The 22,025-nt window shown below is 62.5% G+C and carries 22 protein-coding genes and 1 pseudogene; 14 read left to right on the forward strand and 9 right to left on the reverse strand.

Features of this window, described 5'->3' with window-relative positions:
• Positions 1-72 precede the first annotated feature (72 nt).
• The 8 genes and pseudogenes from JQ567_RS38055 to JQ567_RS05110 all read left to right on the forward strand — a co-directional run.
• A pseudogene (locus JQ567_RS38055) lies at positions 73-480 on the forward strand (ATP-binding cassette domain-containing protein); the annotation flags it as partial.
• A gap of 235 nt (positions 481-715) precedes the next feature.
• Positions 716-772: a hypothetical protein gene (locus JQ567_RS38060; protein ID WP_312017355.1), complete on the forward strand. Its 57-nt coding sequence runs from the start codon at positions 716-718 to the stop codon at positions 770-772.
• Positions 765-1,502: an ABC transporter ATP-binding protein gene (locus tag JQ567_RS05085; RefSeq protein WP_212437778.1), complete on the forward strand. Its 738-nt coding sequence runs from the start codon at positions 765-767 to the stop codon at positions 1,500-1,502. The genes JQ567_RS38060 and JQ567_RS05085 overlap by 8 nt, the downstream gene beginning before the upstream one ends.
• 14 nt (positions 1,503-1,516) lie before the next feature.
• On the forward strand, positions 1,517-2,455 hold the full coding sequence (locus JQ567_RS05090; protein WP_212437779.1) for an SMP-30/gluconolactonase/LRE family protein: 939 nt from the start codon (positions 1,517-1,519) through the stop codon (positions 2,453-2,455).
• Between the two features lie 477 nt (positions 2,456-2,932).
• Positions 2,933-3,928: a tRNA dihydrouridine(20/20a) synthase DusA gene (gene dusA, locus JQ567_RS05095; RefSeq protein WP_212437780.1), complete on the forward strand. Its 996-nt coding sequence runs from the start codon at positions 2,933-2,935 to the stop codon at positions 3,926-3,928.
• Positions 3,929-4,161: 233 nt separating this feature from the next.
• Positions 4,162-5,289, forward strand: a complete 1,128-nt coding sequence (locus tag JQ567_RS05100; RefSeq protein ID WP_212437781.1) for a TRAP transporter substrate-binding protein — start codon at positions 4,162-4,164, stop codon at positions 5,287-5,289.
• Positions 5,290-5,353: 64 nt separating this feature from the next.
• A complete protein-coding gene (locus JQ567_RS05105) occupies positions 5,354-5,944 on the forward strand; it encodes a TRAP transporter small permease subunit (RefSeq protein ID WP_212437782.1) in 591 nt (196 codons plus the stop codon).
• On the forward strand, positions 5,941-7,341 hold the full coding sequence (locus tag JQ567_RS05110) for a TRAP transporter large permease subunit (protein WP_212437783.1): 1,401 nt from the start codon (positions 5,941-5,943) through the stop codon (positions 7,339-7,341). Before JQ567_RS05105 ends, JQ567_RS05110 begins: the two co-directional genes overlap by 4 nt.
• A gap of 64 nt (positions 7,342-7,405) precedes the next feature.
• Here JQ567_RS05110 and JQ567_RS05115 read toward each other — a convergent pair whose 3' ends face one another.
• The 4 genes from JQ567_RS05115 to JQ567_RS05130 all read right to left on the reverse strand — a co-directional run bounded on the left by JQ567_RS05115 (position 7,406) and on the right by JQ567_RS05130 (position 10,863).
• Positions 7,406-7,978, reverse strand: coding sequence for a TIGR02281 family clan AA aspartic protease (locus tag JQ567_RS05115; protein ID WP_212437784.1), 573 nt, complete (start codon positions 7,976-7,978; stop codon positions 7,406-7,408).
• 31 nt (positions 7,979-8,009) lie between these two features.
• Entirely contained in the window at positions 8,010-8,213 is a 204-nt protein-coding gene (locus tag JQ567_RS05120) for a DUF1289 domain-containing protein (RefSeq protein ID WP_212437785.1), read from the reverse strand.
• A 45-nt stretch (positions 8,214-8,258) separates the two neighbouring features.
• Complete coding sequence (locus JQ567_RS05125; protein WP_212437786.1) at positions 8,259-9,863, reverse strand: HAMP domain-containing sensor histidine kinase; 1,605 nt, start codon at positions 9,861-9,863, stop codon at positions 8,259-8,261.
• 130 nt (positions 9,864-9,993) lie between these two features.
• Positions 9,994-10,863: an NAD(P)-dependent oxidoreductase gene (locus JQ567_RS05130; RefSeq protein ID WP_212437787.1), complete on the reverse strand. Its 870-nt coding sequence runs from the start codon at positions 10,861-10,863 to the stop codon at positions 9,994-9,996.
• Positions 10,864-11,188: 325 nt separating this feature from the next.
• Between JQ567_RS05130 and JQ567_RS05135 the strand changes: the two genes are divergently transcribed.
• The 4 genes from JQ567_RS05135 to JQ567_RS05150 all read left to right on the forward strand — a co-directional run bounded on the left by JQ567_RS05135 (position 11,189) and on the right by JQ567_RS05150 (position 15,390).
• Positions 11,189-11,626, forward strand: coding sequence for a VOC family protein (locus JQ567_RS05135; RefSeq protein ID WP_209836065.1), 438 nt, complete (start codon positions 11,189-11,191; stop codon positions 11,624-11,626).
• Positions 11,627-11,700: 74 nt separating this feature from the next.
• Positions 11,701-12,861, forward strand: a complete 1,161-nt coding sequence (locus JQ567_RS05140) for an Mrp/NBP35 family ATP-binding protein (RefSeq protein ID WP_212437788.1) — start codon at positions 11,701-11,703, stop codon at positions 12,859-12,861.
• Positions 12,862-13,047: 186 nt separating this feature from the next.
• Entirely contained in the window at positions 13,048-14,136 is a 1,089-nt protein-coding gene (locus JQ567_RS05145; protein ID WP_212437789.1) for a TRAP transporter substrate-binding protein, read from the forward strand.
• Between the two features lie 165 nt (positions 14,137-14,301).
• Positions 14,302-15,390, forward strand: a complete 1,089-nt coding sequence (locus tag JQ567_RS05150) for a TRAP transporter substrate-binding protein (protein ID WP_212437790.1) — start codon at positions 14,302-14,304, stop codon at positions 15,388-15,390.
• 171 nt (positions 15,391-15,561) lie between these two features.
• Here the strand turns inward: JQ567_RS05150 and JQ567_RS05155 are convergent, their stop codons facing one another.
• The 5 genes from JQ567_RS05155 to JQ567_RS05175 form a co-directional block, all read right to left on the reverse strand.
• Complete coding sequence (locus JQ567_RS05155) at positions 15,562-17,163, reverse strand: TRAP transporter large permease subunit (protein WP_212437791.1); 1,602 nt, start codon at positions 17,161-17,163, stop codon at positions 15,562-15,564.
• Positions 17,160-17,699: a TRAP transporter small permease subunit gene (locus tag JQ567_RS05160; protein ID WP_212269448.1), complete on the reverse strand. Its 540-nt coding sequence runs from the start codon at positions 17,697-17,699 to the stop codon at positions 17,160-17,162. The genes JQ567_RS05155 and JQ567_RS05160 overlap by 4 nt, the downstream gene beginning before the upstream one ends.
• A gap of 377 nt (positions 17,700-18,076) precedes the next feature.
• The gene (moaA, locus tag JQ567_RS05165; RefSeq protein ID WP_212437792.1) at positions 18,077-19,108 is read right to left on the reverse strand and encodes a GTP 3',8-cyclase MoaA; all 1,032 of its coding nucleotides are present in this window, start codon (positions 19,106-19,108) and stop codon (positions 18,077-18,079) included.
• A 224-nt stretch (positions 19,109-19,332) separates the two neighbouring features.
• Positions 19,333-19,788, reverse strand: a complete 456-nt coding sequence (locus tag JQ567_RS05170; RefSeq protein WP_249165253.1) for a hypothetical protein — start codon at positions 19,786-19,788, stop codon at positions 19,333-19,335.
• A 143-nt stretch (positions 19,789-19,931) separates the two neighbouring features.
• The gene (locus JQ567_RS05175; RefSeq protein ID WP_212437793.1) at positions 19,932-20,618 is read right to left on the reverse strand and encodes an HAD-IA family hydrolase; all 687 of its coding nucleotides are present in this window, start codon (positions 20,616-20,618) and stop codon (positions 19,932-19,934) included.
• A 145-nt stretch (positions 20,619-20,763) separates the two neighbouring features.
• On the opposite strand from JQ567_RS05175, the gene rpiA reads away from it, so the two are divergent.
• A complete protein-coding gene (rpiA, locus tag JQ567_RS05180; RefSeq protein ID WP_249165254.1) occupies positions 20,764-21,456 on the forward strand; it encodes a ribose-5-phosphate isomerase RpiA in 693 nt (230 codons plus the stop codon).
• Positions 21,457-21,481: 25 nt separating this feature from the next.
• The gene (locus tag JQ567_RS05185; RefSeq protein WP_212437795.1) at positions 21,482-22,021 is read left to right on the forward strand and encodes a DUF2059 domain-containing protein; all 540 of its coding nucleotides are present in this window, start codon (positions 21,482-21,484) and stop codon (positions 22,019-22,021) included.
• The last annotated feature ends 4 nt before the right edge of the window (positions 22,022-22,025 follow it).

A 22,025-nucleotide genomic window follows, 5' to 3' on the forward strand; every position in this document is an offset into this window, starting at 1 on the left:
GCCTCGCAAGCCCTGACCGTCGACGATATCTCGCTGGCGTTCGGCGGCCTTCATGTTCTGACCGATGTGTCGATGGCGCTCGAGCCCGGAATCATCACCGGCCTGATCGGGCCGAACGGCGCCGGCAAGACCAGCCTGTTCAATTGCCTGAGCGGTCTTTACCGCGGCCAGCGCGGCGATATCGCTTTTGCCGGCACGCCGCTGCGCAGCCTCGGCCCGGCAGAGCGCGCCTCGCTCGGCATCGCGCGCAGCTTTCAAAACCTGGCGCTGTGTCCCGATCTCTCCGTCATCGAGAATGTGCTGGTCGGGTTGACGCTGAAGCGGCGCTCCGGCTGGTTCAGCGCGTTCGTGCCGACGGCCGGACGGCGCGCGGAGCAGGCCGATGCGGAACGCCGCGCCACGGCGGCGCTGAACGAGCTCGGCATTGCCTCCGCCGCGCACCTGATGCCCGCGGAATTGCCGCCGGGGACGCTTCGCCTGGCGGAGATCGCGCGTGCGATCGTCTCCGAGCCGAAGGCCATTCTGCTCGACGAGCCGGCCGCCGGATTGAATGCCGTCGAGACGCGGGATCTGGTGCGCGCCTTGAAGAAGCTGATGCGGCCGGATCTGATTCTTTTTATCGTCGAGCATGACATGGACATGATCATGAAGCTGTGCGAGCGCATCTATGTCCTGAATTTCGGAACCATCATCGCCAGCGGCAACCCCCGACGACATCCGCAGCCATCCCGACGTCATCAGGGTCTATCTCGGAGACGACGCCGATGGCTGACCTGTTCTCGGCGCGCGGCCTCGGCGTCCGCTATGGCGTTGCGCGCGCGGTGGAAAATGTCGACCTGACCGTGCCTGACAATGGCGTGGTGGCGCTGTTAGGGGCCAATGGTGCCGGCAAATCCTCGATCCTCAAGGCGATTGCCGGGCTTATTCCGGCCGAGGGGCAGATGTCGTTCGCCGGCGAGGATCTGTCACGCCTGAACGCCCGGCAGCGCGTACGCCGCGGCATCGTCTACGTTCCCGAAGGCCGCCAGATCGTCGGCTCGCTGACGGTCGCGGAAAACCTGCTGCTTGGTGGCTTCCACCTCGACGGCCGCACGCTGCGGCAGCGACGTGAGGCGATGCTGGAATTGTTTCCCGAAATCGCCGGCCGGATTCATTCGCCGGCCTGGATGCTGAGCGGCGGCGAGCAGCAGATGCTCGCGATCGGACGCGGCCTGATGAGCGCCCCAAAGCTGCTGCTGCTCGACGAGCCGTCGCTGGGGCTGGCGCCGCTCCTGATCCGGCGCGTGTTCGAGCGCCTGGTTACGATCAAGCAGGAGTCCGGTCTTGCCATCATCCTGGTCGAACAGAATTTCCGCATGACCATGAAAGTGGCCGACGCGATGTATTTCGTCCGCAACGGAATCATCGTCGGTCACCGCACCGCAGCCGATCTCGACACGCCGGCCAGCCGCGCCGATGTCGTCGAGGCCTATTTGGGCGCCGGCCAGCCTGCGCCAGCGTAACGGGAGGACCAACCATGCAACTGAAGGGTAGGGATCTCGCGACCGGTCTGGCTTTCCCGGAAGGGCCGATCGCGCTGGCCGATGGCAGCATCATCGTGGTGGAGATCGCGGGCGGCCGCCTGACGCGCGTGTCGCCGTCGGGAAAGAAGCACAGCATTGCCGAACTCGGTGGCGGACCGAATGGCGCGGCCATCGGTCCCGACGGCAAATGCTACGTCTGCAACAATGGCGGCTTTTCCTGGCACAAGGACGATCGCAATTTCCTTCGCCCGACCGGCCGTGCCGAGGACTACACGACCGGGCGCATCGAGCAGGTCGATATCGAGACCGGTATCGTCAGCGTTCTCTACGACAGTTGCGACGGCATTCCGCTCAAGGGCCCGAACGATATCGTGTTCGACGCCGCCGGAGGTTTCTGGTTCACCGATCTCGGCAAGACCTATGGCCGCCTGATGGACCGCGGCGCGGTGTATTATGCGCGGACTGACGGATCGCTGATCAGGGAAGTCATTTTTCCGATCATGACGCCGAACGGTATCGGGCTGTCGCCGGATGGGCGCACGCTCTACGTCACCGAGACGGAAACCAGCCGCATCTGGAGTTTCGCGATTACGGGTGAGGGGCAGGTCGAAAAGTTGCCATGGCCGTCACCGAACGGCGGCAAGCTGCTGCACGGTCTTCCCGGTTACCAGCGCTTTGACTCGCTTGCCGTCGAAGCCGGTGGCAACATCTGCGTCGCGACGCTGGTGCGGGCCGGCATCAGCGTGTTCTCCCCAAGCGGCGATCTCGTCGAGTTTCGCGAGGCCCCGGAAGTGTTTTGCACCAACATCTGCTTCGGCGGCGAGGGCATGCGAACCGCCTTTATCACACTCTCCGGTACCGGCCGTCTCATTGCCGTCGACTGGCCACGGGCCGGTTTGCCGCTCAATGATTTGCTCACCGCGCACCCGTAGAAAAGCGGTTGGCGTAAAGCGGCCCTCAAGGGGCCGCTGATGCGTTTTACGCACGGCGACGTGTGGGACAAAATCGATCACGGACCTCCGTAGTGAAGCGACGCAGCGGCAGAGAAGTCCAAAGATCAACGTTCGCGAGATTTTGGGGGTATTCGATTTTCGACTTTTGCAACACAATCGGCCCATAGGCGACCTTCGGTGACCTGCAGTCGGATGCCAGTCGCCGTTCTTACGGCTTCCAGACCTCGTTACGAGCCGAACTTGCCAAGGCCGTAACCGAGCTTGGCACCAACCCCGCTGATTACTATCTTGCAGACAAGCCAACCGAAGCCTCTACGCCCCACCAAAAATGATGCGCGGATTACGGCTCCTGCGTGTGCACCGAGACGCCAAAACGGGTACAAACGTGTGCAATTTCGTCTGGTTTGGAAGTGCACACGTTCGTGCTTCATCCCATTAAGAGAGCAAGTTAAGCTTTTGAAATATCAAGATTATCGCTTTTCCGTCGCCCCTATGATGGATTGGACCGACCGGCATTGCCGCGTGTTCCACCGTCTGATGACGCGGCGCGCGCGGCTTTACACGGAGATGCTGACGACCGGCGCCATCATCCATGGCGACCGAATGCGGCTGCTCGGCTTCGACCAGAGCGAGCGCCCCGTTGCGCTGCAGCTGGGCGGGTCCGATCCGCGCGATCTCGCCACCGCGGCCAGGATCGGCGAGGATTTCGGCTATGACGAGATCAACCTCAATGTCGGCTGTCCGTCGGACCGGGTAAAGGACGGCCGCTTCGGCGCCTGCCTGATGGCGGAGCCGGCGCTGGTTGCGGACGGCGTTGCCGCGATGAAGCGCGCGGTGAACATTCCCGTCACGGTCAAATGCCGCATCGGCATCGACGACCAGGATCCGGAAGTGGCGCTGGACGTGCTGACGCGCGGCGTCGTTGCCGCGGGCGCCGATGCGCTGGTCGTGCACGCCCGCAAGGCCTGGCTCAACGGCTTGTCGCCGAAGGAAAACCGCGACATTCCGCCGCTCGATTACAACAGAGTCTATCGGCTGAAGGCCACGCTGCCCGACGTGCCCATCATCATCAATGGCGGGATCGGCAGCCTCGCCGAGGCGAAGGCGCATCTTGCCCATGTCGATGGCGTGATGCTGGGGCGGGCGGCCTATCAGGAGCCGTGGCGCTTGCTCAATGTCGATCCGGAATTGTTCGGCGAGGCGGCACCGTATGCGACCATGAAGGATGTGTTCGAGGCTGTCATGCCCTACATCGAAAACCAGCTCGGGCAGGGCACGCGGCTGCATTCGATGACGCGGCACTTCGTCGGTGCGTTTCACGGCGTGCCGGGGGCGCGCGCCTTCCGCCGCCATCTCGCCGAAAACGGCGTCAGGCAAGGCGCCGGCGCCAACGTGTTGTGCGATGCGGTCGCGCTGGTTGATATCAGCGCGGCGTCTTCGATCGCGGCGTGACGGCAACGCAGCCGGCGCGCGATCCAGGCTGATGGCAGCAGCTGGTGCTGCCGGCAACTTCTTCAATTAGCTGTCTCGATTTCACGAGCCTGGCCACTCCATCTTTCACCGGCTCACTTGCCGGTCCGACAGATATCGCCTTGACAGCGCAATCATCCCGTCCGTAACTTGAGCTCACAAAATCAAAAAAACATCAACCAAGGAGAAATTGCTGCCAAAAGGGAGGAGTGAGAATGCTCAGGTACACGTCTATTGTCGTGGCTGCTGCCCTCGGACTCGCCGCCACTTTTACAGAGCCAGCCCAGGCTCAGACCCCGGCTCCGGCGCCCAAGCCCCTTGTATTGAAGGGGCAATCGACCCATCCCGCATCTGCGAACTTCCACCTCATCTTCAAGTTGTGGGCCGAGACCGTCGAAAAGATGTCGGGCGGCCGTCTCAAGATTGAAACACTTCCCGCCGGCGCCATCGTTCCCCCGTTCGAGGTTTTCGACGCAACGTCGAAGAACGTCCTTGACGTTGGAATGGCGCCGTTCGGCTACATTCTCGGCCGCAACACCGCAACCATCCCGATGTCGCACGGTCCGCTGTTCGGCATGGACGGAAGCGACTACTGGGCCTGGTACTACGACGGCGGCGGCATGGCCCTGCTGGAGGAATTCTACCGCGACGTCCTCAAGCTCAACGTCGTGGGCTTCCCGATTCCGACCGATTATCCGCAAGGCATGGGCTGGTTCAAGAAAGAGATCAACAGCCTCGCCGATCTCAAGGGGATGAAGTATCGCATCTACGGCATCGGCGCGGAGACCTACGGCCGGCTTGGCGTGTCGGTCGTCACCATACCGGGCGGCGAGATCGTCCCGGCGATGGAGCGCGGCGTGATCGAAGGCGCTGAATGGATCAACTGCGAGGAAGACAAGAAGCTCGGTCTGCACCAGGTCGCGAAGCACTACTACACCCCTGGCATGCACGAGCCCGTCACCGGCGGCCAGTTGATGATCAACGGCGATGTCTGGAAGAAGCTCACGCCGGATCTGCAGGAGATCATCAAGGTTGCCAGCGTCTACGCCACGACGCAGCGCAATTTCTCCTTCAACCGCGAGACCGCGCAGGCCTGCCAGGACCTCCTCAAGCTGGGCGTCCAGTTGCATCGCACGCCGGACGAGATCCTGAAGAACTTCCTCGACGAGTGGGAGAAGATCCAGGGCGAGTACGCCGCCAAGAACCCCTTCTACAAGAAGGCGATGGACAGTCAGAAGGCCTACGCCGAGAAAATCGTCCCGTTCAAGCTTTCCTGGTTCCCGCCTTATAATTTCGCCGGCGAGTACTACTGGAAGGACAAGGTCTATCTGCAGAAGAAGTGATCCGCTTTCGCGCGCGCAACTGGCGTCATTGACAGGCGCCAGTTGCTTTCCAAGGGGGATCATGATGTCGACTGACGACGGAGCCTCGTATCCTGCTGGCGTGGGAAGTGAGTTTCCACACGCCTTCTACACGATCATTCGGGCCATCGACCGGTTCTCGGACGTCACCGGCAAACTCATCTCCCTGACGATGCTGTTCCTCGTGGTGACGATCACCTACGAGGTCGTGATGCGTTACGGGTTCAATGCTCCGACCGCCTGGGTTTACGAGTCGAGCTTCATGGCCAACGGCGCGGCCTTCATGCTCGCCTGCGGATATGCGCTCTACAAGGGGGCGCACGTTCGAACCGATATCTACTGGGAGAACTTTTCGGAACGCACCAAGGGGATCATCGACATGATCTCCTACATCGTGCTGTTCTACCCGGTCATGATCACCTTCATGCTGGTCAGCTACGACGCCGCATTGCATTCCTGGGACACCGGCGAGAGGTCGCAGGAAAGCGTGTGGCGCGTGATCATGTGGCCGTTCCGGGCCACCATCCCGCTGGCGGCGGTCCTTCTCATGGTTCAGGGCGTCTCCGAAGTACTGAAGTGCTGGTATCAGATCCAGTTCGGGCGCGAGTTCGAGCACAAGGAAAAGATCGAGATATGACCGGACTCGAGCTGCTTGGCCTATTCATGCTGCTGGTGATGCTGGGGGCGATCTTCATCGGTCTGCCGATCAGCTTCACGCTTTTGTTTCTCGCAGGCGTGTTCGGCTACATCGGCATGGGACCGCGGGTGCTCAGCCTCGCCTACCTGCAGACCATCGGCATCATGAAGCAGGACGAACTGGTCGCGGTGCCCATGTTCATCCTGATGGGCTTCATCTGCGATCAGGCCGGGCTGATGGAACGACTGTTCAGGGCGTTCCGCGATCTGTTTGCGCCGCTGAAGGGCGCGCTTTACGTGGTTGTCATCGTTACCGCGACGCTGTTCGGAATCGCTGCCGGAACCGTGGGCGCGACGGTGGCGCTGCTCGGCATCATGGCCGGGCCGATGATGATCCGCTCCGGCTACGACGTGCGTATGTCGGCGGGCGCGATCGCGGCTGGCGGCACGCTCGGCATCCTGATTCCGCCGTCGGTGATGCTGGTCGTGATGGCACCCGTGCTCGACATTTCGATCATCGATTTGTACGCAGCCGCGTTCGGCCCGGGCTTCCTGCTGTCCGGCATGTTCATCGCCTACACGCTGATCCGCTGTCATTTCAATCCGAAGCTCGGTCCGCCAGTGCCGCTCGAGGAGCGGCCGGAATCGATGAAGATCGTGCTGTGGGAGTGCCTGGTCGGCCTCGTTCCGGTGACGGTGCTGACCATCGTCACGCTGGGGGCGATCCTGGCCGGCATCACGACGGCCGCGGAGGCGGCGGCACTCGGCGCGCTCGGCGCCATCCTTCTGGTCATTCTCTACGGCAAATTCACGTGGAGCGGCTTGCTGCAGGCCTGCTACAGCACGATGGCGACCACCAGCATGGTGCTGCTGCTCGCGGTCGCTTCCAACGTGTTCGGTGCGGTGTTCGCGTGGCTCGGCACGGCCAGCTGGATGACCAATGCCCTGCTTGCCTCGCCGCTGCCGGCCTGGGGCACCATGACCCTGCTGCTGACGCTGATATTCCTACTCGGCTGGCCGTTCGAATGGCCGGCGATCGTGTTTATCTTTCTTCCCATGCTCGCGCCGGTGGCCAAGGGCCTCGGCTACGACATGGTGTGGTTCGGCTGCATCGTCGCGGTCGTCCTGCAGACGGCGTTCCTGTCTCCACCCGTCGCGATGTCGGCCTATTATCTCAAGCAGGTCGTGAGGGAATGGAATTTGAGGTTGATCTACCGCGGCATGGCGGACTTCATGGTCATCCAGGTTCTCTGCGTGGTCCTGGTGCTGATCTTCCCCGCGATCGCGATGTGGTTTCCAGGCTGGCTGCAGGCCCGCAGGGATGCGGAACGCAAGAAGGTGCAGATCGAGTATGTGATCCCAGCAAAAGTCGCCGCTTCGGCGCTCGGGCCGAATTGACCGGCGCGGAGCCGAGCCACCATGCGCACGGCGCCGGCGCCACGCCCTGCGCGATGTGATCGCGCTAGTTGGCCGCCGCGCGGTCGCGCCGGTGGCGGCGTGAGGTGCTGACGCTGCCCGTCACGTCGGGATAGCCGTGCAGCATCAGCTGGTCGGCCTTTACGCCCCAGCTTTCCAGGCGATCCAGAAAGCTCATGCCGAGCAGGTTGGTTTTCATCTGCCCGCGCTGCACCACCAGCGCCGGGACCGATTTCTCGACGAGGTGACCGACCGCGAGACGGTCGAGCGTCAGCCGCGCCGCCTTGGTGTGCCCGCCCACGGTTTCGACGTCGACATTGTATTCGAGCATCTCGAGCGGCAGCCCGATCGCCTTCGCGGTCTCCCAGGTCAGCACCACCGAGGTCGCGCCGGTGTCGATCACCATCGGCGCCTTGACGCCGTTGATCTTGGCATGCAGCGCGAATTCGCCGGCCTGGCCGCGCGCGATCTGCACCGCGGGCACCGGCTGCACGCTGTGCCGCCGCAGCATCTGCGAGACTGAATCGCTGGCGCGTGCGATCTGTTCGGGGTCGCCGTAAGCAACGACGGCGCCGGCGGTGGCGGCGAGCATGATCAGGACGAGCAGGATGCGGCTCATCGCGCGCCCCCCTGGGCAGTCCTGCGATCGATCAGCTGGACGTCGGACGCTCCGCGATCTGCGCCAGACCGGCCTCTGCCATGCGGGCCGGCAATTCTGCCATCACGGCCAGCCGCTCCGCGCTGTCCATGCGGTGCCATTGCGCGATTTCCGGCAGCGTTCGTCCGCAGCCGAAGCAGAGTTTGGTTTTGGGGTCCATCATGCAGACTGCGATACACGGCGTTTCTTTGCTCATTCAGGGAGTGTGAAATGCTTTCGGTGGTTTGCGCAAGCGCTCCAGTTACAGTCCTGTTCCGGCGCTCATGATCGGTTTGTGGCGCGCCCGGCGTTTCTCGTCGGCGGTCGCAATGATGACGGGCTCTGGCTGCAGGGGCGGGGCCTCTTCGGCCATCGGCGCCAGCGCCGACATCACGCGCTCCGGCGGGAAGGTGACGATGACTTCGGTGCCGATGCGCAGCTTCGATTTCAGCGTGAAGGTGCCGCCGTGCATGTCGATCAGGCTTTTTGCGATTGGCAGTCCCAGACCTGCGCCCTGTTCGGCCGACTTGATCGAGTTGGAGCCCTGGCCGAACGATGCCAGCACGATCGGGATTTCGTCTTCGGCAATGCCGGATCCGGTGTCCTTGACGCTCAGATACTGGCCGCCGGATGCGGTCCAGCCGACCTTCAGCCAGATATCGCCGCCTTGCGGGGTGAACTTGATCGAGTTCGACAACAAATTGAGCACGATCTGACGGGTGGCGCGCTCATCACCCCAAATCCGCGGCATGCCCTGTTCGAACACTTCGTGGATGGTGATGCCGCGGCTGGTGGCGCGCAGTTTCAAAAGATGATGGCAGTCGGCGACGACATGCACCAGCGACACCGCTTCCTCGTTGAGTTCGTAGCGGCCGGCCTCGATCCGTGACAGATCGAGGATCTCGTTGATGAGGTTGAGCAGGTGCACGCCCGAATTATGGATGTCGGCGGAATATTCCTTGTAGACCGGCACGGCGTGCGCGCCAAAAATCTCGCTCTTCATCACCTCGGAGAATCCGAGGATCGCGTTCAGCGGCGTGCGCAGTTCGTGGCTCATCTGCGCGAGGAAGCGCGACTTGGCGACGTTGGCGGATTCGGCGCGATGCCGTGCCTCGTCGGAGATCGCCTTGGCCTGCTCGAGCTCGCCGATCAGCGCATCCTTTTCGGCGCGCGCCTCCAGCGTCGCCAGCGTCGTCGAGTGCAGGCGATGGGCGAGCAGCGCGAAATAACCTTCGGCGGCCAGCGCCAGCATGGCGAGCGCGTAAGTGTCGAAGGTGCCGCCCAGCACGAAGTTCAGCGCGATCGCGGCCGTCACCGGCGCGGTGGCCGCCAGCGCCGCGATCGGCAGGCTGGCCGCCAGCATGCTCGACACCGCGATCACCAGCAGCATCAGGAACATCATCATCGTGTTCGACACGACGTCGAGGCCGGCGGGGTGGATCAGGATCGCGGTCCAGCACAGCCCGTAGAGCAGGTCGAGCAGCACAAATCGCGTGCGCCATTTGCGCGTGGCGGCGAGCGAGGGCTGCACCGCCAGAAACCTGCGGCAATTGCGGATGATGACGGCATGGATGCACAGCATGCCGAAGGTCCAGGCCATGGCCGCTATCACGTGCATCCAGAAGCCGAACAGCACGCCGGTCGCAACCACCAGCAGCATGACGACGTAGGAGGCCGACATCCGGGTCTGGGCATATTGCCGGAGCAGTTCGGTGTCGAAAGCCGGGCGGGTTCCGCTGGTCGACGTTAACCGGTCGCGCGCCTCGCGCACCCGCTGCGCCGCGGCGCGTCGGGTGTTGACCGGCGCGGCGACTGGCGGGTCCGCCGGAAGCTGGACAACCTCGGGCTTTTCTGCGGGATTACTCATTAAACAACACAAACCCTGCCCGCGAACCGCGCGGGCTTTTTGTATCGTCTATCTGTGAGCCCAAATCCTTAAGCGATGACTTAAAGAGCTAAAGAATCCCGTTAACGCGAGGTTAAATTAACCTCTTCGCTCAGCGCTGCAGCCTTGCCAGCAGGCTCGACGTGTCCCAGCGCTTGCCGCCCATTTTCTCGACTTCGGAATAGAACTGATCGACCAGCGCGGTGACCGGCAGATTGGCGCCGTTGCGGCGGGATTCGGCGATGCAGATCGACAGATCCTTGCGCATCCATTCGACTGCAAAGCCGAAATCGAACTTGCCGTCGTTCATGGTCTTGTAGCGGTTCTCCATCTGCCAGGACTGCGCGGCGCCCTTGGAGATGGTCTCGATCACGGCCTGCACGTCGAGGCCGGATTTTTTCGCGAAATGAATGCCTTCGGAGAGGCCCTGAACCAGCCCCGCGATACAGATCTGGTTGACCATCTTTGTTAACTGACCGGAACCGGCGGGTCCGAGCAGCTTGCACATCCGCGCATAGGCCGCAATCACGGGCTCGGCGCCGGCATAGGCGTCCGCGGCGCCGCCGCACATCACGGTCAGGACGCCGTTTTCGGCGCCGGCCTGGCCGCCGGACACCGGCGCATCGATGAATTTGAAGCCCGCTTTGGTGGCGGCGGCATCGAGCTCGCGGGCGACTTCGGCCGACGCGGTGGTGTGGTCGACGAAGGTCGCGCCCTTCGTCACGCCGGCAAAGGCGCCGTCAGCGCCGATCGTGACCGCGCGCAAATCATTGTCATTGCCGACGCAGCATATCACGAAGTCCTGGCCTTCGGCGGCGGCCTTTGGCGTCGGCGCCGTGCGGCCGCCGAACTTGTCCGCCCATTCCTTCGCCTTGGCTCCGGTCCGGTTGTAAACGGTGACCTCGTGGCCGCCTTTTTTCACCAGATGGCCCGCCATCGGGAAACCCATCACGCCGAGACCGAGAAAAGCGACTTTAGCCATGTGTGCTACCTTATCGTTTGCCCTTGCGGGCTAAATCTGGGGTTTGGCCGGCGCGGAACGGGCCGGACGCCATTTGGGAGGAGGCCGCACCATAAACCCTGCGCCATGAAGGGCAACGCCTTCGTTTGGCTGGCGGGACGGGTCTTGTGTCAGAGCGTTTTCCAGCGAAGCATGCCCTCGGACTTGATCCGGGGGTGGACACCGGTTCGCGTCGAGAAAACGCGTCAAAGCAAGAATCCAGAGCCCCGTTCCGATTCCATCGGAACGGAAAAGGCTCTAGGGTAGGGGCGTTATAAGAACCTCACAAAAAAGGGAGTGAGATCGCATGGGCGTCAGCGTGGGCGTGCTCGATCATTTCAACATCCGGACCCGGAATCTCGCCGACACGGTCCGCTTTTACGAGGATATTCTGGGCCTGGAAAAGGGCGCCCGGCCGAACTTCGCCTTCCCGGGCGCGTGGATGTACTCGGAGGGCAAGGCGGTGGTGCATCTGGTCGATATTTCCAAGACCGACGAGCCCCAAAAGCCTGACTCCGGCGTGGTCCATCACGTGGCCTTCGCCAGCACGGGCTTTGCCGGCATGCAGCAGCGGCTCAAATCCAAAGGGACGGAATTCGACTCGCGTCAGGTTCCCGGCGGCGATCTGTGGCAGATCTTCGTCACGGATCCCAATGGCGTCATGGTCGAATTGAACTACGAGGCCGCCAAGGAGGGCGGGGTCGTGGCCCCGGCCGAACGCCGGGACGACGTCGGAGCAAGGTAGCTTTTTGGGCTGCAACGCTCTAAGAGGGCCCCGGTTCTGAGACAATCGGAACCGATGGCTCCAGGAGACGTGCCGTGAGCGTAACGCAGCAACAGGTTCTCGATGCCTTGGCCAAGGTGGCCTCGCCGCGCGGCGTCGCCTTGACCAACGCCAACGTGCTGTCGGCGATCACGGCCACTGACGGCAAGGTGTTCTTCTCCATCAATGTCGACGCCGCGGAGGCCCGCGCGTGGGAAAGCGTGCGGGCGCAGGCGGAAGCCGCGGTTCGCGCCATTCCCGGCGTCAGCGTGGCGATGATCGCGCTGACCGCCGAGCGCAAGCCCGGTGCGGCGTCTTCGCCGTCACCCGGTGCGGCTCCGCCGCCGCCACCTCAGCCGCACCGCCATGCGCACGGCGTGCAGCCGGTGTCGGCGCATAAGCCGCCGCAAAGCCCGGCGTCCCCGATGTCCAGGCAAGCAGAAATTCCGGGCGTCGCCGCCGTGATTGCGGTGGCCTCGGGCAAGGGCGGCGTCGGCAAATCGACGACGGCGCTCAATCTCGCACTGGGCTTGCGCGATCTCGGCCTGCGCGTCGGTCTGTTGGACGCTGATATTTACGGCCCCTCGGTGCCGCGGCTGACCGGCATTCACGAGAAGCCGAAACTGAACGACGACCGCAAGATGATTCCGATCGAACGCTTCGGTCTTGCCATCATGTCGATCGGCTTCCTGGTCGAGGAAGAAACCGCGATGATCTGGCGCGGACCGATGGTGATGTCGGCGATCACCCAGATGCTGCGCGACGTGGCATGGGGCACGCTCGATATTCTCGTGGTCGACATGCCGCCCGGCACCGGCGACGCGCAGCTGACCCTGGCGCAGAACGTGCCGCTGAAGGGGGCGGTCATCATCTCGACCCCGCAGGATCTCTCGTTGATCGACGCGCGGCGCGGCCTTGCCATGTTCAAGAAGGTCAACGTGCCCGTGCTCGGCATCGTCGAGAACATGAGCTATTTCCAGTGCCCGCATTGCGGCACCCGGTCGGACATTTTCGGTCATGGCGGGGCGCGGCACGAGGCCGAGCGGCTGGGTGTGCCGTTTTTGGGCGAGATCCCGCTGCACATGTCGATTCGCACCACCTCGGACTCCGGTAATCCGGTGGTGGCGAGCGAGCCGGACGGTCCGCACGCCGCCATCTACCGCGAAATCGGTACCAAGGTCCGCGACCAGCTTCAGGGCGCAAATGCAACCGCCTGAGGGCCTTATTCTGCTTCCCTGAGACTTTCGTTTAATCAGTGCAGTCATGCCTTTGTCGCGTTTTCGTTAGCCAACTTCCATGTTAAAGCGCCCCCGCCAGAGCGCCCCGGATGACGTGGAATTCGCCCCGCCGGAGGATCGCTCGCGGAAATTGGGAAACGCCCCCGCCTTTAAGGAGATGCCTGAATGAAGCGTCGTGATTTTTTGAAAGTTTCAGCGGCCGGTGCTGCTGCGACAGCCGTGGCCTCGCCGGCGATCGCGCAATCCTCGCCTGAAATCAAATGGCGCTTGACGTCGAGCTTCCCGAAGTCGCTCGACACGATTTACGGCGGTGCTGACCAGTTGTCGAAATACGTCGCCGAAATGACCGACAACAAATTCCAGATCCAGGTCTTCGCCGCGGGCGAGGTCGTTCCCGGTCTGCAGGCGCTCGACGCCACCTCCAACGGCACGGTCGAGATGTGCCACACCGTCTCCTATTATTACGTCGGCAAAGATCCGACCTTTGCGATCTATGCGTCGGTCCCGTTCGGCCTGAACGCACGCCAGCAGAACTCCTGGTGGTCGCAGGGTGGCGGTGGGGAACTCGGCAACGAGTTCTTCAAGAAGTTTGGCGTGATCGGTTTCCCCTGCGGTAACACCGGCACCCAGATGGGCGGCTGGTTCCGCAAGGAGATCAAGACGGTCGCCGATCTGTCGGGTCTCAAATTCCGCATCGGCGGCATCGCCGGTCAGGTGTTGCAGAAGGTCGGCGTCGTGCCGCAGCAGATCGCCGGCGGCGACATCTACCCGGCGCTGGAAAAGGGCACCATCGACGCCGCCGAGTGGGTCGGTCCTTATGACGACGAAAAGCTCGGCTTCCAGAAGGTCGCGAAGTTCTATTATTACCCCGGCTTCTGGGAAGGTGGCCCAATGGTCCACGCCTTCACCAATCTCGAGAAGTGGAATTCGCTGCCGAAGAACTATCAGGCGATCCTCACCAACGCATCGGCGCACGCCAACGCCTGGATGAACGAACGCTATGACATGCTCAATCCGGCCGCGTTGAAACGTCTGGTTGCCGGCGGCACCCAGCTCCGTCCCTTCACCAACGAAGTTCTGGAAGCCTGCCTGAAGGCGACCAACGAGCTGTGGGCCGAACTGTCGGCCAAGAATGCCGACTTCAAGAAGACGATCGATTCGATGCAGGCCTACCGCTCCGACCAGTATCTGTGGTGGCAGGTCGCCGAATACACCTTCGACAGCTTCATGATCCGCTCGCGCACGCGCGGCTGATCTAACTCCTAAGTCGGACAAGCAGGCCCGGTCTCCGCGAGGAGGCCGGGCTTTTTGCGTTGCGCTCTGCAGTTCGGGATGGAAATCGGGAACCGGATGTTCCATGGTGTCGCCAAAGCCTCGGCAAGAAGGCTATCGGACACACATCCACAAGGGCAGGATTCCATGAAAAGAAGAGATTTTCTCAAGGTCACAGGTATTGGCGCCGCGGGTGCCGCAACTCTGGCGGCGCCGGCGATCGCGCAGTCGATGCCGGAAATCAAATGGCGGCTGACGGCGAGCTGGCCGAAATCGCTCGACACGCTGTGGGGCGGGGTTGAGCTGATGGCCAAGCAGGTTGCCGAAGCCACCGACAACAAATTCCAGCTCCAGACCTTTGCCGGCGGTGAAATCGTTCCGGGTCTGCAAGTCCTCGATGCCGTGCAAAACGGTACCGTCGAGATGGGACATACCGCGTCCTACTATTACTTCGGCAAGGACCCGACATTTGCGTTCGGCACGGCGGTGCCGTTCGGACCCAACCAGCGCCTCAACCAGGCCTGGTACATGCAGGGCGGGGGCAGGGAACTGCTCAACGAGTTCTACAAGGGCTATAACGTCACGTCGTTTCTGGCCGGCAATACCGGCTGCCAGATGGGCGGCTGGTTCCGCAAGGAGATCAACACCGTCGACGACCTGAAGGGACTGAAGATGCGCATCGGCGGCTTTGCCGGCCGCGTCATGCAGAAACTGGGTGTCGTGCCGCAGCAACTGGCCGGCGGCGACATCTATCCCGCGCTTGAAAAAGGCACGATCGACGCGGCGGAATGGGTCGGCCCCTATGACGACGAGAAGCTCGGCTTCAACAAGGTCGCGCCGCATTATTACTATCCCGGTTGGTGGGAAGGTGGCCCGATGCTGCTGGCCCTCGTTAACCTGGATAAATGGAACTCGCTGCCGAAATACTACCAAACCGTTCTCGAGCTGGCAGGGCAGTCCGCCAACAGCTGGATGATGGCGAAGTACGATCAGCTCAATCCGCCGTCGCTCAAGAAATTGCTCGCCGGTGGCACCAAGCTGCATGCGTTTTCGCCGCCGATCATGCAGGCCTGCCTGAAAGCGACCAAGGAAATCTATGCCGAGACGGCGGCAACCAACCCGAACTTCAAGAAGGTTCTGGACTCGCTGAACGGCTTCACCAGCAATGGATACCAGTGGTTCCAGGTCGCCGAACTCGGTTACGACAGCTTCATGGCGCGCAACCCGCAGGGGTGATTGCGGTACATAGCGTTTTCAAGCGAGAGCCGGTCCCGCACTTGATGCGGGATGGATCCCGGTTCGTGTAAAGAAAACGCGTCAAAAACAAAACCAGCTTCGACAAACAAAAACCCCGGAGCGCAAGCTCCGGGGTTTTTCGTTACAGGATTCTCGGCAGGAATCGCGCCGCTATTGTTTTGGCTGGCCGAAATCCAGTGGTGGCAGTTCGATCTGCGGCACCTCGATCCTGACCTTGCTGAGATCGACGTCGAGCGGCTTGTCGAGGAACACGGTTACCACGATCGGGAAGGCGATCACGATCGCCACCATGATCGCCTGCAGGCCGATCCAGGGCAGGGCACCCCAGTAGATGTCGGAGCTCTTTACTTCCTTGGGCGCGACGCCGCGCAAATAGAACAGCGCAAAGCCGAACGGCGGATGCAGGAACGACGTCTGCATGTTGACGCACAGCATGACGCCGAACCAGATCAGCGCGGCGTCGGGGCCCACGACCGGCGTCAATATCTTCTGCGCAATCGGCGCCACCATCGGCAGGATGATGAAGGCGATTTCGAAGAAGTCGAGGAAGAACGCCAGGAAGAAGATGAAGAGATTGATGAAGATCAGGAAGCCCCAGACGCCGCCGGGGATCGAGGTCAGATGATGCTCGAGCCAGACACCGCCGGAGACGCCGAGGAACACCACCGAGAAGCAGGTCGAGCCGATCAGGATGAACACCACCATGGTGGAGAGGCGCATCGTCGACTCGTAGCCCTGCTTGATCAGGCCGCGCAGGTCCGGGATGCGGACGGCTTCGAGGCAGAGCCAGACGACGGCGAGATAGACCACCGCGAAGGTCAGTTTCAACACCTTGCCTTCACCGATGAGCATGCCGACGATTACGGCGACACCGGTGGCGGCGATGCCGGTGAGGAGCATCTTGTGCCCCTTGCTGCTCAGATCCTTGTGGTGGATCGCGGCGAGCACGATGGCGCCGATGGCGCCCATCGCGCCGGCTTCGGTCGGCGTTGCGAGGCCGAGCATCATGGTACCCAGCACCACGAAGATCAGAACGGCCGACGGAATGATGCCCATCAGGCATTTCTTCCAGAGCGGCCAACCCGTCAGCGTGAGCGCGTCTCTCGGAACCGGAGGGACGTGATCCGGTTTGATGAGGCCGAGCATGAACGTATAGCCGGCGAACAGGGCGATCTGGAGGATGGATGGGCCCCAGGCACCGAGATACATGTCGCCGACCGACTTGCCGAGCTGGTCGGCCATCACGATCAGCACCAGCGAGGGCGGCACCAATTGGGTGATCGTGCCGGACGCGGCGAGCACGCCGGTGATGTAGCGAATGTTGTAGCCGTAGCGCATCATCACCGGCATCGAGATCAGCGCCATCGCGATGACCTGCGCCGCCACCGTGCCGGTGATCGCGCCGAGGATGAAGCCGACGATGATGACGGAATAGCCGAGGCCGCCGCGGATCGGTCCGAACAGCTGACCCATCGAGTCCAGCATGTCTTCCGCAAGCCCGCACCGTTCCAGGATCGAGCCCATGAAGGTGAAGAAGGGGATCGCCAGCAGCAACTCGTTGGAGAGCACGCTGCCGAAGATGCGGCCCGGAATGGCCTGCAGGAAGTTCATGTCGAAGAAGCCGAGATAGATCGACAGGAAGCCGAACGACAGCCCGAGCGCGGCCAGCGTGAAGGCCACCGGGAAGCCGATCAGCATGGCCAGAATCAAGCCGCCGAACATCAGCGGCGGCATCATTTCCAGCGTAATCATTGCACCGGCCTCTCGTATTTGGCGTCGATCATCACATAGCCCTTCAACGCCGCGATACGCTTGATCACTTCAGAGAGTCCTTGCAGAGCGAGAAAAACGAAGCCCACGGGAACGACGGCCTTGATCGGCCAGCGCACCAGGCCGCCGGCATTGCTCGAAATCTCGCTGACGGCGTAGGATTGCATGAAGAACGGCCACGACAGATAGGCCAGCAGCAGGCAGGACGGGATCAGGAAAAACAGCGTTCCGATCATGTCGAGCCAGAGCTGTCCGCGCTCGGACAGCATGAGATAGAGAAGTTCGACGCGAACATGCTCGTTCTTCTTGAAGGTATAGGAGGCGCCGAACATCACGAAGACGGCGAACATGTACCACTGCAATTCGAGCCAGCTGTTGGAGCTGTAGCCGAACGCGTAGCGGATCATCGCGTTGGCGGCGCTGACCACGCAGGCGGCGAGCACGAGCCAATTGCAGATGCCGCCCAGTTGCTCGTTGATCCAGTCGATGCCGTTACTGATTGCCAACAATGGACGCATTACGTTCTCCTCGGGCACGTCATCGACATGCGCCGGATTTCTTCATTGATATTGCGTCGCCACCCCGCGTCAGGCGCGCAGAGCCGCTGCCGCGCGGCAAACGCGCAGCTTCATTCCGGCGCGAAAAACGCGCAGGTTCGCAGCTCATTCGCTGGAGCGATTGCAACGATAGTCCTCCCCCGTTCGCACGCTTCCGCCGTCTTGGCTGTTCCATTGGGAAACAGCGGCCCATCCGGCCGTGCTGGCGTAAAGCAGCCGCACCATTTCAGTGCGTTGCAGCGGCGTCAATCGGAAAATGGACAAATTGACGCGGGCTATCAGTTACGTGGGGAGGACGCGCTTGGTTGCGCGGGACAGCCAAAATACACGCTGAAATTTCAACCGCCGGTAACGCTCATGTGGCGGCTGACGCTTGGGCGGTTGTGCCGGCGGTCGATGATGAAGTCGTGGCCCTTCGGCTTCGTCCCGATGGCGCGATCGATCGCGGCGGAGAGCAGGTCGTTGTCGGCAGATGCCCGCAAGGGTTTGCGCAAATCGGAGGCATCCTCGTGACCGAGGCAGGTGTGCAGCGTGCCGGTGCAGGTGATCCGTACCCGGTTACAGGACTCGCAGAAATTATGGGTCATCGGCGTGATGAAGCCGAGCTTGCCGCCGGTCTCGCTGACGCGGACATAGCGGGCAGGGCCGCCGGTGTCGTCGTCAAGGTCGGTCAGCGTGTAGTGCTGGGCGAGACGCGCGCGCAACAACGACAGCGGCACGTACTGATCGATCCGGCCTTCGCCGATGTCGCCCATCGGCATCACTTCGATCAGCGTCAGCGCCATGCCCTTGTCGTGCGCCCATTGCATCAGCGAGGGGATCTCCTCCTCGTTCATGTTCTTCAGCGCAACCGCGTTGATCTTCACCGCAAGCCCCGCCGCGCGCGCAGCTTCAATGCCGGCGAGCACCTTGTCGATGTCGCCCCAGCGCGTGATGGCGCGGAACTTGGCGGGATCGAGCGTGTCCAGCGAGACGTTGATCCGGCGCACGCCGGCGTCGCGCAACTCGCCGGCAAAGCGCGCCAGCTGCGAGCCATTGGTGGTCAGCGTCAATTCATCGAGCGCGCCGCTCGAAAGATGCCGCGACAGCGAGCGCACCAGCGACATCACGTTGCGCCGGACCAGCGGTTCGCCGCCGGTGAGGCGGATTTTGCGCACGCCCTTGGCGACGAAGGCCGAGCACAGCCGGTCGAGCTCTTCCAGCGTCAGCAAATCGGCTTTCGGCAGGAACGTCATGTCCTCGGACATGCAATAGAAGCAGCGCAGGTCGCAGCGATCGGTGACGGAGACCCGCAGATAGCGGATCGTCCGCCCGAACGGATCGGTCATCGGAGAGAACAGTTGATCGGGAGAAGTCGACAATCCGCTCATCCAAACTGCCTTGCAAACCCTGCCTACGCGCCGCGTGCGGCGGAACCGCCGCAACGTCTGTCACCCATCATCCTATAGCGCTTTCCAGCGAAGTGGATACCGGTTCGCGTGAAGAAAGCGCGTCAAAACGAAAGACTTATATCCCGGTTCTGACTTCAATCAGAGCCGGGATATAGGCACGAAGCAAGACGGCTACAATCCGCAGCTTTCGGGTGCGGTGCCGATCAGCGGGCCGGCTGCGCCGCCGGCGCGGGGAACGGCGAATCCGCTGCGGGCGCTGCGGCGGGCTTGGGCTTCTTTGGCCGCATCGGCTTGCGAACGCGAGGCGGCGGGCCGGCGGGTTTCAGCTCGGCGAAGACAGGGCTTGGTTCAATGATGGTGGAGGCGGGGGTGGTGAAGTCGCCGGGGTTCCGGATCACCTGTACCGGAACAGTGACCGGCTGGAACCGGGGCAGGTTGAAGGTCACGGAGAAACCGGCTTCCATCGCAGGGACCGATACCGTGCAAGGGGTCTTGCAGCCCGGCCCAAGCGAGGTCGTGGCGTCGGCCCCCGGGGGCGTCGATTCGAGCTGAACCGGGACCGGCGGGGGCGCCGGTTTGAAGGAATCCATGGAAAACGAGGAACAGCCGGCCAGAGAGGCTCCGGCGACGGCAATCGCGAACACACGACCTATGATCATTACTCACCTGCGGCGATCAGCCACAATCCCCAATCCGGACCATAGGAGCGTGAGAAGAGGGCCGCAACCGCACCGTGCAGATTCACTAAAGGATAGTTAACGCCGCTCAGTAGCTATCCAGATAGTATATATAAATCAATATGTTACGAGGCCGTCGCGGCTCCGTTCAGGCTGTTCACGGCCGCGGGCAGTTCGCGAAAATGGCCGATCAGCCGGTCCGGCTTCAACTCGGCAATCGGCACGTCGGTGTAGCCGAATTCGACCCCGATCACCGGAATGCCCGCGCGCCGGGCCACGCCGATATCGGGACCGGCATCGCCGATCATGATGGCGCCCGCGAGCTGCGTGCCGGCACGGGCCAGCGTCTGCTGCAGGATCACCGGATCGGGCTTTGAGACGCCAAAAGTGTCGGCGCCGCAGATCGCGGCGAACCGCTTGCTGAGGTCGAGCTTGTCGAGCAGCAGTTTTGAAAGCCATTCCAGCTTGTTGGTGCAGACCGCAAAGCGAAAGCCTTGTCCTTCCAGATCATCCAGCGCCGCTTCCAGCCCCTCGAAGGGGCGCGATTCATCGGCGATGTGGGCGGCGTAATATTCGACGAAATCCCTGGTCAGCCGGTTGACGTCGTCCACGCTCATGGTGCGGCCCTCGAGTTCGAGGCCGCGCTCGATCAGCTTGCGCGCGCCGGCGCCGATCATGTTGCGCGCGCGGGCGAGCGGCACGGGGGCGAGGCCCTCGCGATGAAGCACGAAATTGAGCGCGCTGATCAGATCCGGTGCGGTATCGACCAGCGTGCCGTCGAGATCGAATACGAGGGTGCGGGGAGGTGTCATTTGGCATTCGCTACCGGCCCGGGCGTGATGACGCAAGGGCTCGATAGGCCCGATTTGGCCTCGTTAGCGCTATTCCTGCCGCCCAAACGACGCTAGATATGCGCCGCCAGACCGGCGGATTTTCAAAGGGCATATCCACGTGGACATGGACGCATTGAAACGGCAGGCGGCGGCGCGCGCGCTGGAGCATGTACAGGACGGCATGAAGCTCGGGCTTGGCACCGGCTCGACCGCCAAACACTTTGTCGAACTGCTCGGCGAGAAGGTCGCGAACGGCATGCGCGTGATCGGCGTGCCGACCTCCGAGGCGACCCGCGCACAGGCGCAGGCCTGCGGCGTGCCGCTGACCACGCTCGACGAGATCGACCACCTCGATCTCACCGTCGACGGCGCCGACGAGTGCGACGGCGCGCTCAATCTCATCAAGGGCGGCGGCGGTGCGCTGCTACGGGAGAAGATCGTGGCCGCGGCCTCCGATCGCATGATCGTGATCGCCGACGACAGTAAATGGGTCGATTTTCTCGGCCGCTTCCCCCTGCCTGTCGAAGTGATCCCGTTCGGGCTTGCCGCGACGCAGCGGGCGATCGCGTCAGCATTTGCGCAAAGCGGCGTTTCCGGGCAAATGGAGGTCCGGAAGGCCAAAGACGGCCACGTTTTTGTCACCGATGGCGGCCACTGGATTGTGGATGCCCATCTCGGGAAAATACCGGATGCGCCGCGTCTGGCAGGCTTGTTGAGCGTGATCCCTGGCGTCGTCGAACATGGTCTGTTCATTGGCCTGGCCCGCACGGCCGTGCTGGCCGGCGCACAGGGAATTCGCGTAGTTGAGCGGCGATAGCGCCGAATCTTTGAGGAGAATTGGAATGAAGAGTTTTTCGGGAAGTTTGTCGGCTGCGGGTCTCGCGGTGGCGCTGGCGCTGATCGGAGCGCCGGCCATGGCGCAGCAGAAAAACGCCCCCACCGTGGCGGTACCGGGCAAGCCGGCGTCGCCGGCGGCAATCGCCTTCGCCAAGGAAATCCTGACCATGAAGAACGCGAGCGCAATGTACGCCAACGCCGTTCCGGGCCTCGTCGAGAAGACCAAGAACGTGCTGCTCGGGGCCAACCTCAACTACCAGAAAGACCTCAACGAGGTCGCCGTGATCGTCGCCAAGAATCTGGCCGGCCGCGAAAAGGAAATCGGCGACGGCATGGCGCAGATCTACGCCAACGAGTTCACCGAGCAGGAATTGAAGGACCTGGCGACGTTCTACAAATCGCCGCTCGGCCAGAAACTGATCCTGAACGAACCGAAGGCGATCTCGGGCAGCATGGCCTATATGAACGAGTGGGCGCAGTCCTTTGCCGAGGTGATCAACGGCCAGTTCCGCACCGAGATGAGGAAGCGCGGCAAGGAAATCTGATCCA

Source organism: Bradyrhizobium sp. AUGA SZCCT0431 (assembly GCF_018131065.1).
GTDB lineage: Bacteria > Pseudomonadota > Alphaproteobacteria > Rhizobiales > Xanthobacteraceae > Bradyrhizobium.

What these genes read in the sequence shown, in the direction of transcription:
- JQ567_RS05085 (WP_212437778.1), top strand. Translation starts at nt 765, where the DNA reads ATGGCTGACCTGTTCTCGGCGCGCGGCCTCGGCGTCCGCTATGGCGTT.
- JQ567_RS05090 (WP_212437779.1), top strand. Translation starts at nt 1,517, where the DNA reads ATGCAACTGAAGGGTAGGGATCTCGCGACCGGTCTGGCTTTCCCGGAA.
- JQ567_RS05100 (WP_212437781.1), top strand. Translation starts at nt 4,162, where the DNA reads ATGCTCAGGTACACGTCTATTGTCGTGGCTGCTGCCCTCGGACTCGCC.
- JQ567_RS05105 (WP_212437782.1), top strand. Translation starts at nt 5,354, where the DNA reads ATGTCGACTGACGACGGAGCCTCGTATCCTGCTGGCGTGGGAAGTGAG.
- JQ567_RS05110 (WP_212437783.1), top strand. Translation starts at nt 5,941, where the DNA reads ATGACCGGACTCGAGCTGCTTGGCCTATTCATGCTGCTGGTGATGCTG.
- JQ567_RS05115 (WP_212437784.1), bottom strand. Translation starts at nt 7,978, where the DNA reads ATGAGCCGCATCCTGCTCGTCCTGATCATGCTCGCCGCCACCGCCGGC.
- JQ567_RS05120 (WP_212437785.1), bottom strand. Translation starts at nt 8,213, where the DNA reads ATGAGCAAAGAAACGCCGTGTATCGCAGTCTGCATGATGGACCCCAAA.
- JQ567_RS05125 (WP_212437786.1), bottom strand. Translation starts at nt 9,863, where the DNA reads ATGAGTAATCCCGCAGAAAAGCCCGAGGTTGTCCAGCTTCCGGCGGAC.
- JQ567_RS05130 (WP_212437787.1), bottom strand. Translation starts at nt 10,863, where the DNA reads ATGGCTAAAGTCGCTTTTCTCGGTCTCGGCGTGATGGGTTTCCCGATG.
- JQ567_RS05135 (WP_209836065.1), top strand. Translation starts at nt 11,189, where the DNA reads ATGGGCGTCAGCGTGGGCGTGCTCGATCATTTCAACATCCGGACCCGG.
- JQ567_RS05145 (WP_212437789.1), top strand. Translation starts at nt 13,048, where the DNA reads ATGAAGCGTCGTGATTTTTTGAAAGTTTCAGCGGCCGGTGCTGCTGCG.
- JQ567_RS05150 (WP_212437790.1), top strand. Translation starts at nt 14,302, where the DNA reads ATGAAAAGAAGAGATTTTCTCAAGGTCACAGGTATTGGCGCCGCGGGT.
- JQ567_RS05155 (WP_212437791.1), bottom strand. Translation starts at nt 17,163, where the DNA reads ATGATTACGCTGGAAATGATGCCGCCGCTGATGTTCGGCGGCTTGATT.
- JQ567_RS05160 (WP_212269448.1), bottom strand. Translation starts at nt 17,699, where the DNA reads ATGCGTCCATTGTTGGCAATCAGTAACGGCATCGACTGGATCAACGAG.
- moaA (WP_212437792.1), bottom strand. Translation starts at nt 19,108, where the DNA reads ATGAGCGGATTGTCGACTTCTCCCGATCAACTGTTCTCTCCGATGACC.
- JQ567_RS05170 (WP_249165253.1), bottom strand. Translation starts at nt 19,788, where the DNA reads ATGATCATAGGTCGTGTGTTCGCGATTGCCGTCGCCGGAGCCTCTCTG.
- JQ567_RS05175 (WP_212437793.1), bottom strand. Translation starts at nt 20,618, where the DNA reads ATGACACCTCCCCGCACCCTCGTATTCGATCTCGACGGCACGCTGGTC.
- rpiA (WP_249165254.1), top strand. Translation starts at nt 20,764, where the DNA reads ATGGACGCATTGAAACGGCAGGCGGCGGCGCGCGCGCTGGAGCATGTA.
- JQ567_RS05185 (WP_212437795.1), top strand. Translation starts at nt 21,482, where the DNA reads ATGAAGAGTTTTTCGGGAAGTTTGTCGGCTGCGGGTCTCGCGGTGGCG.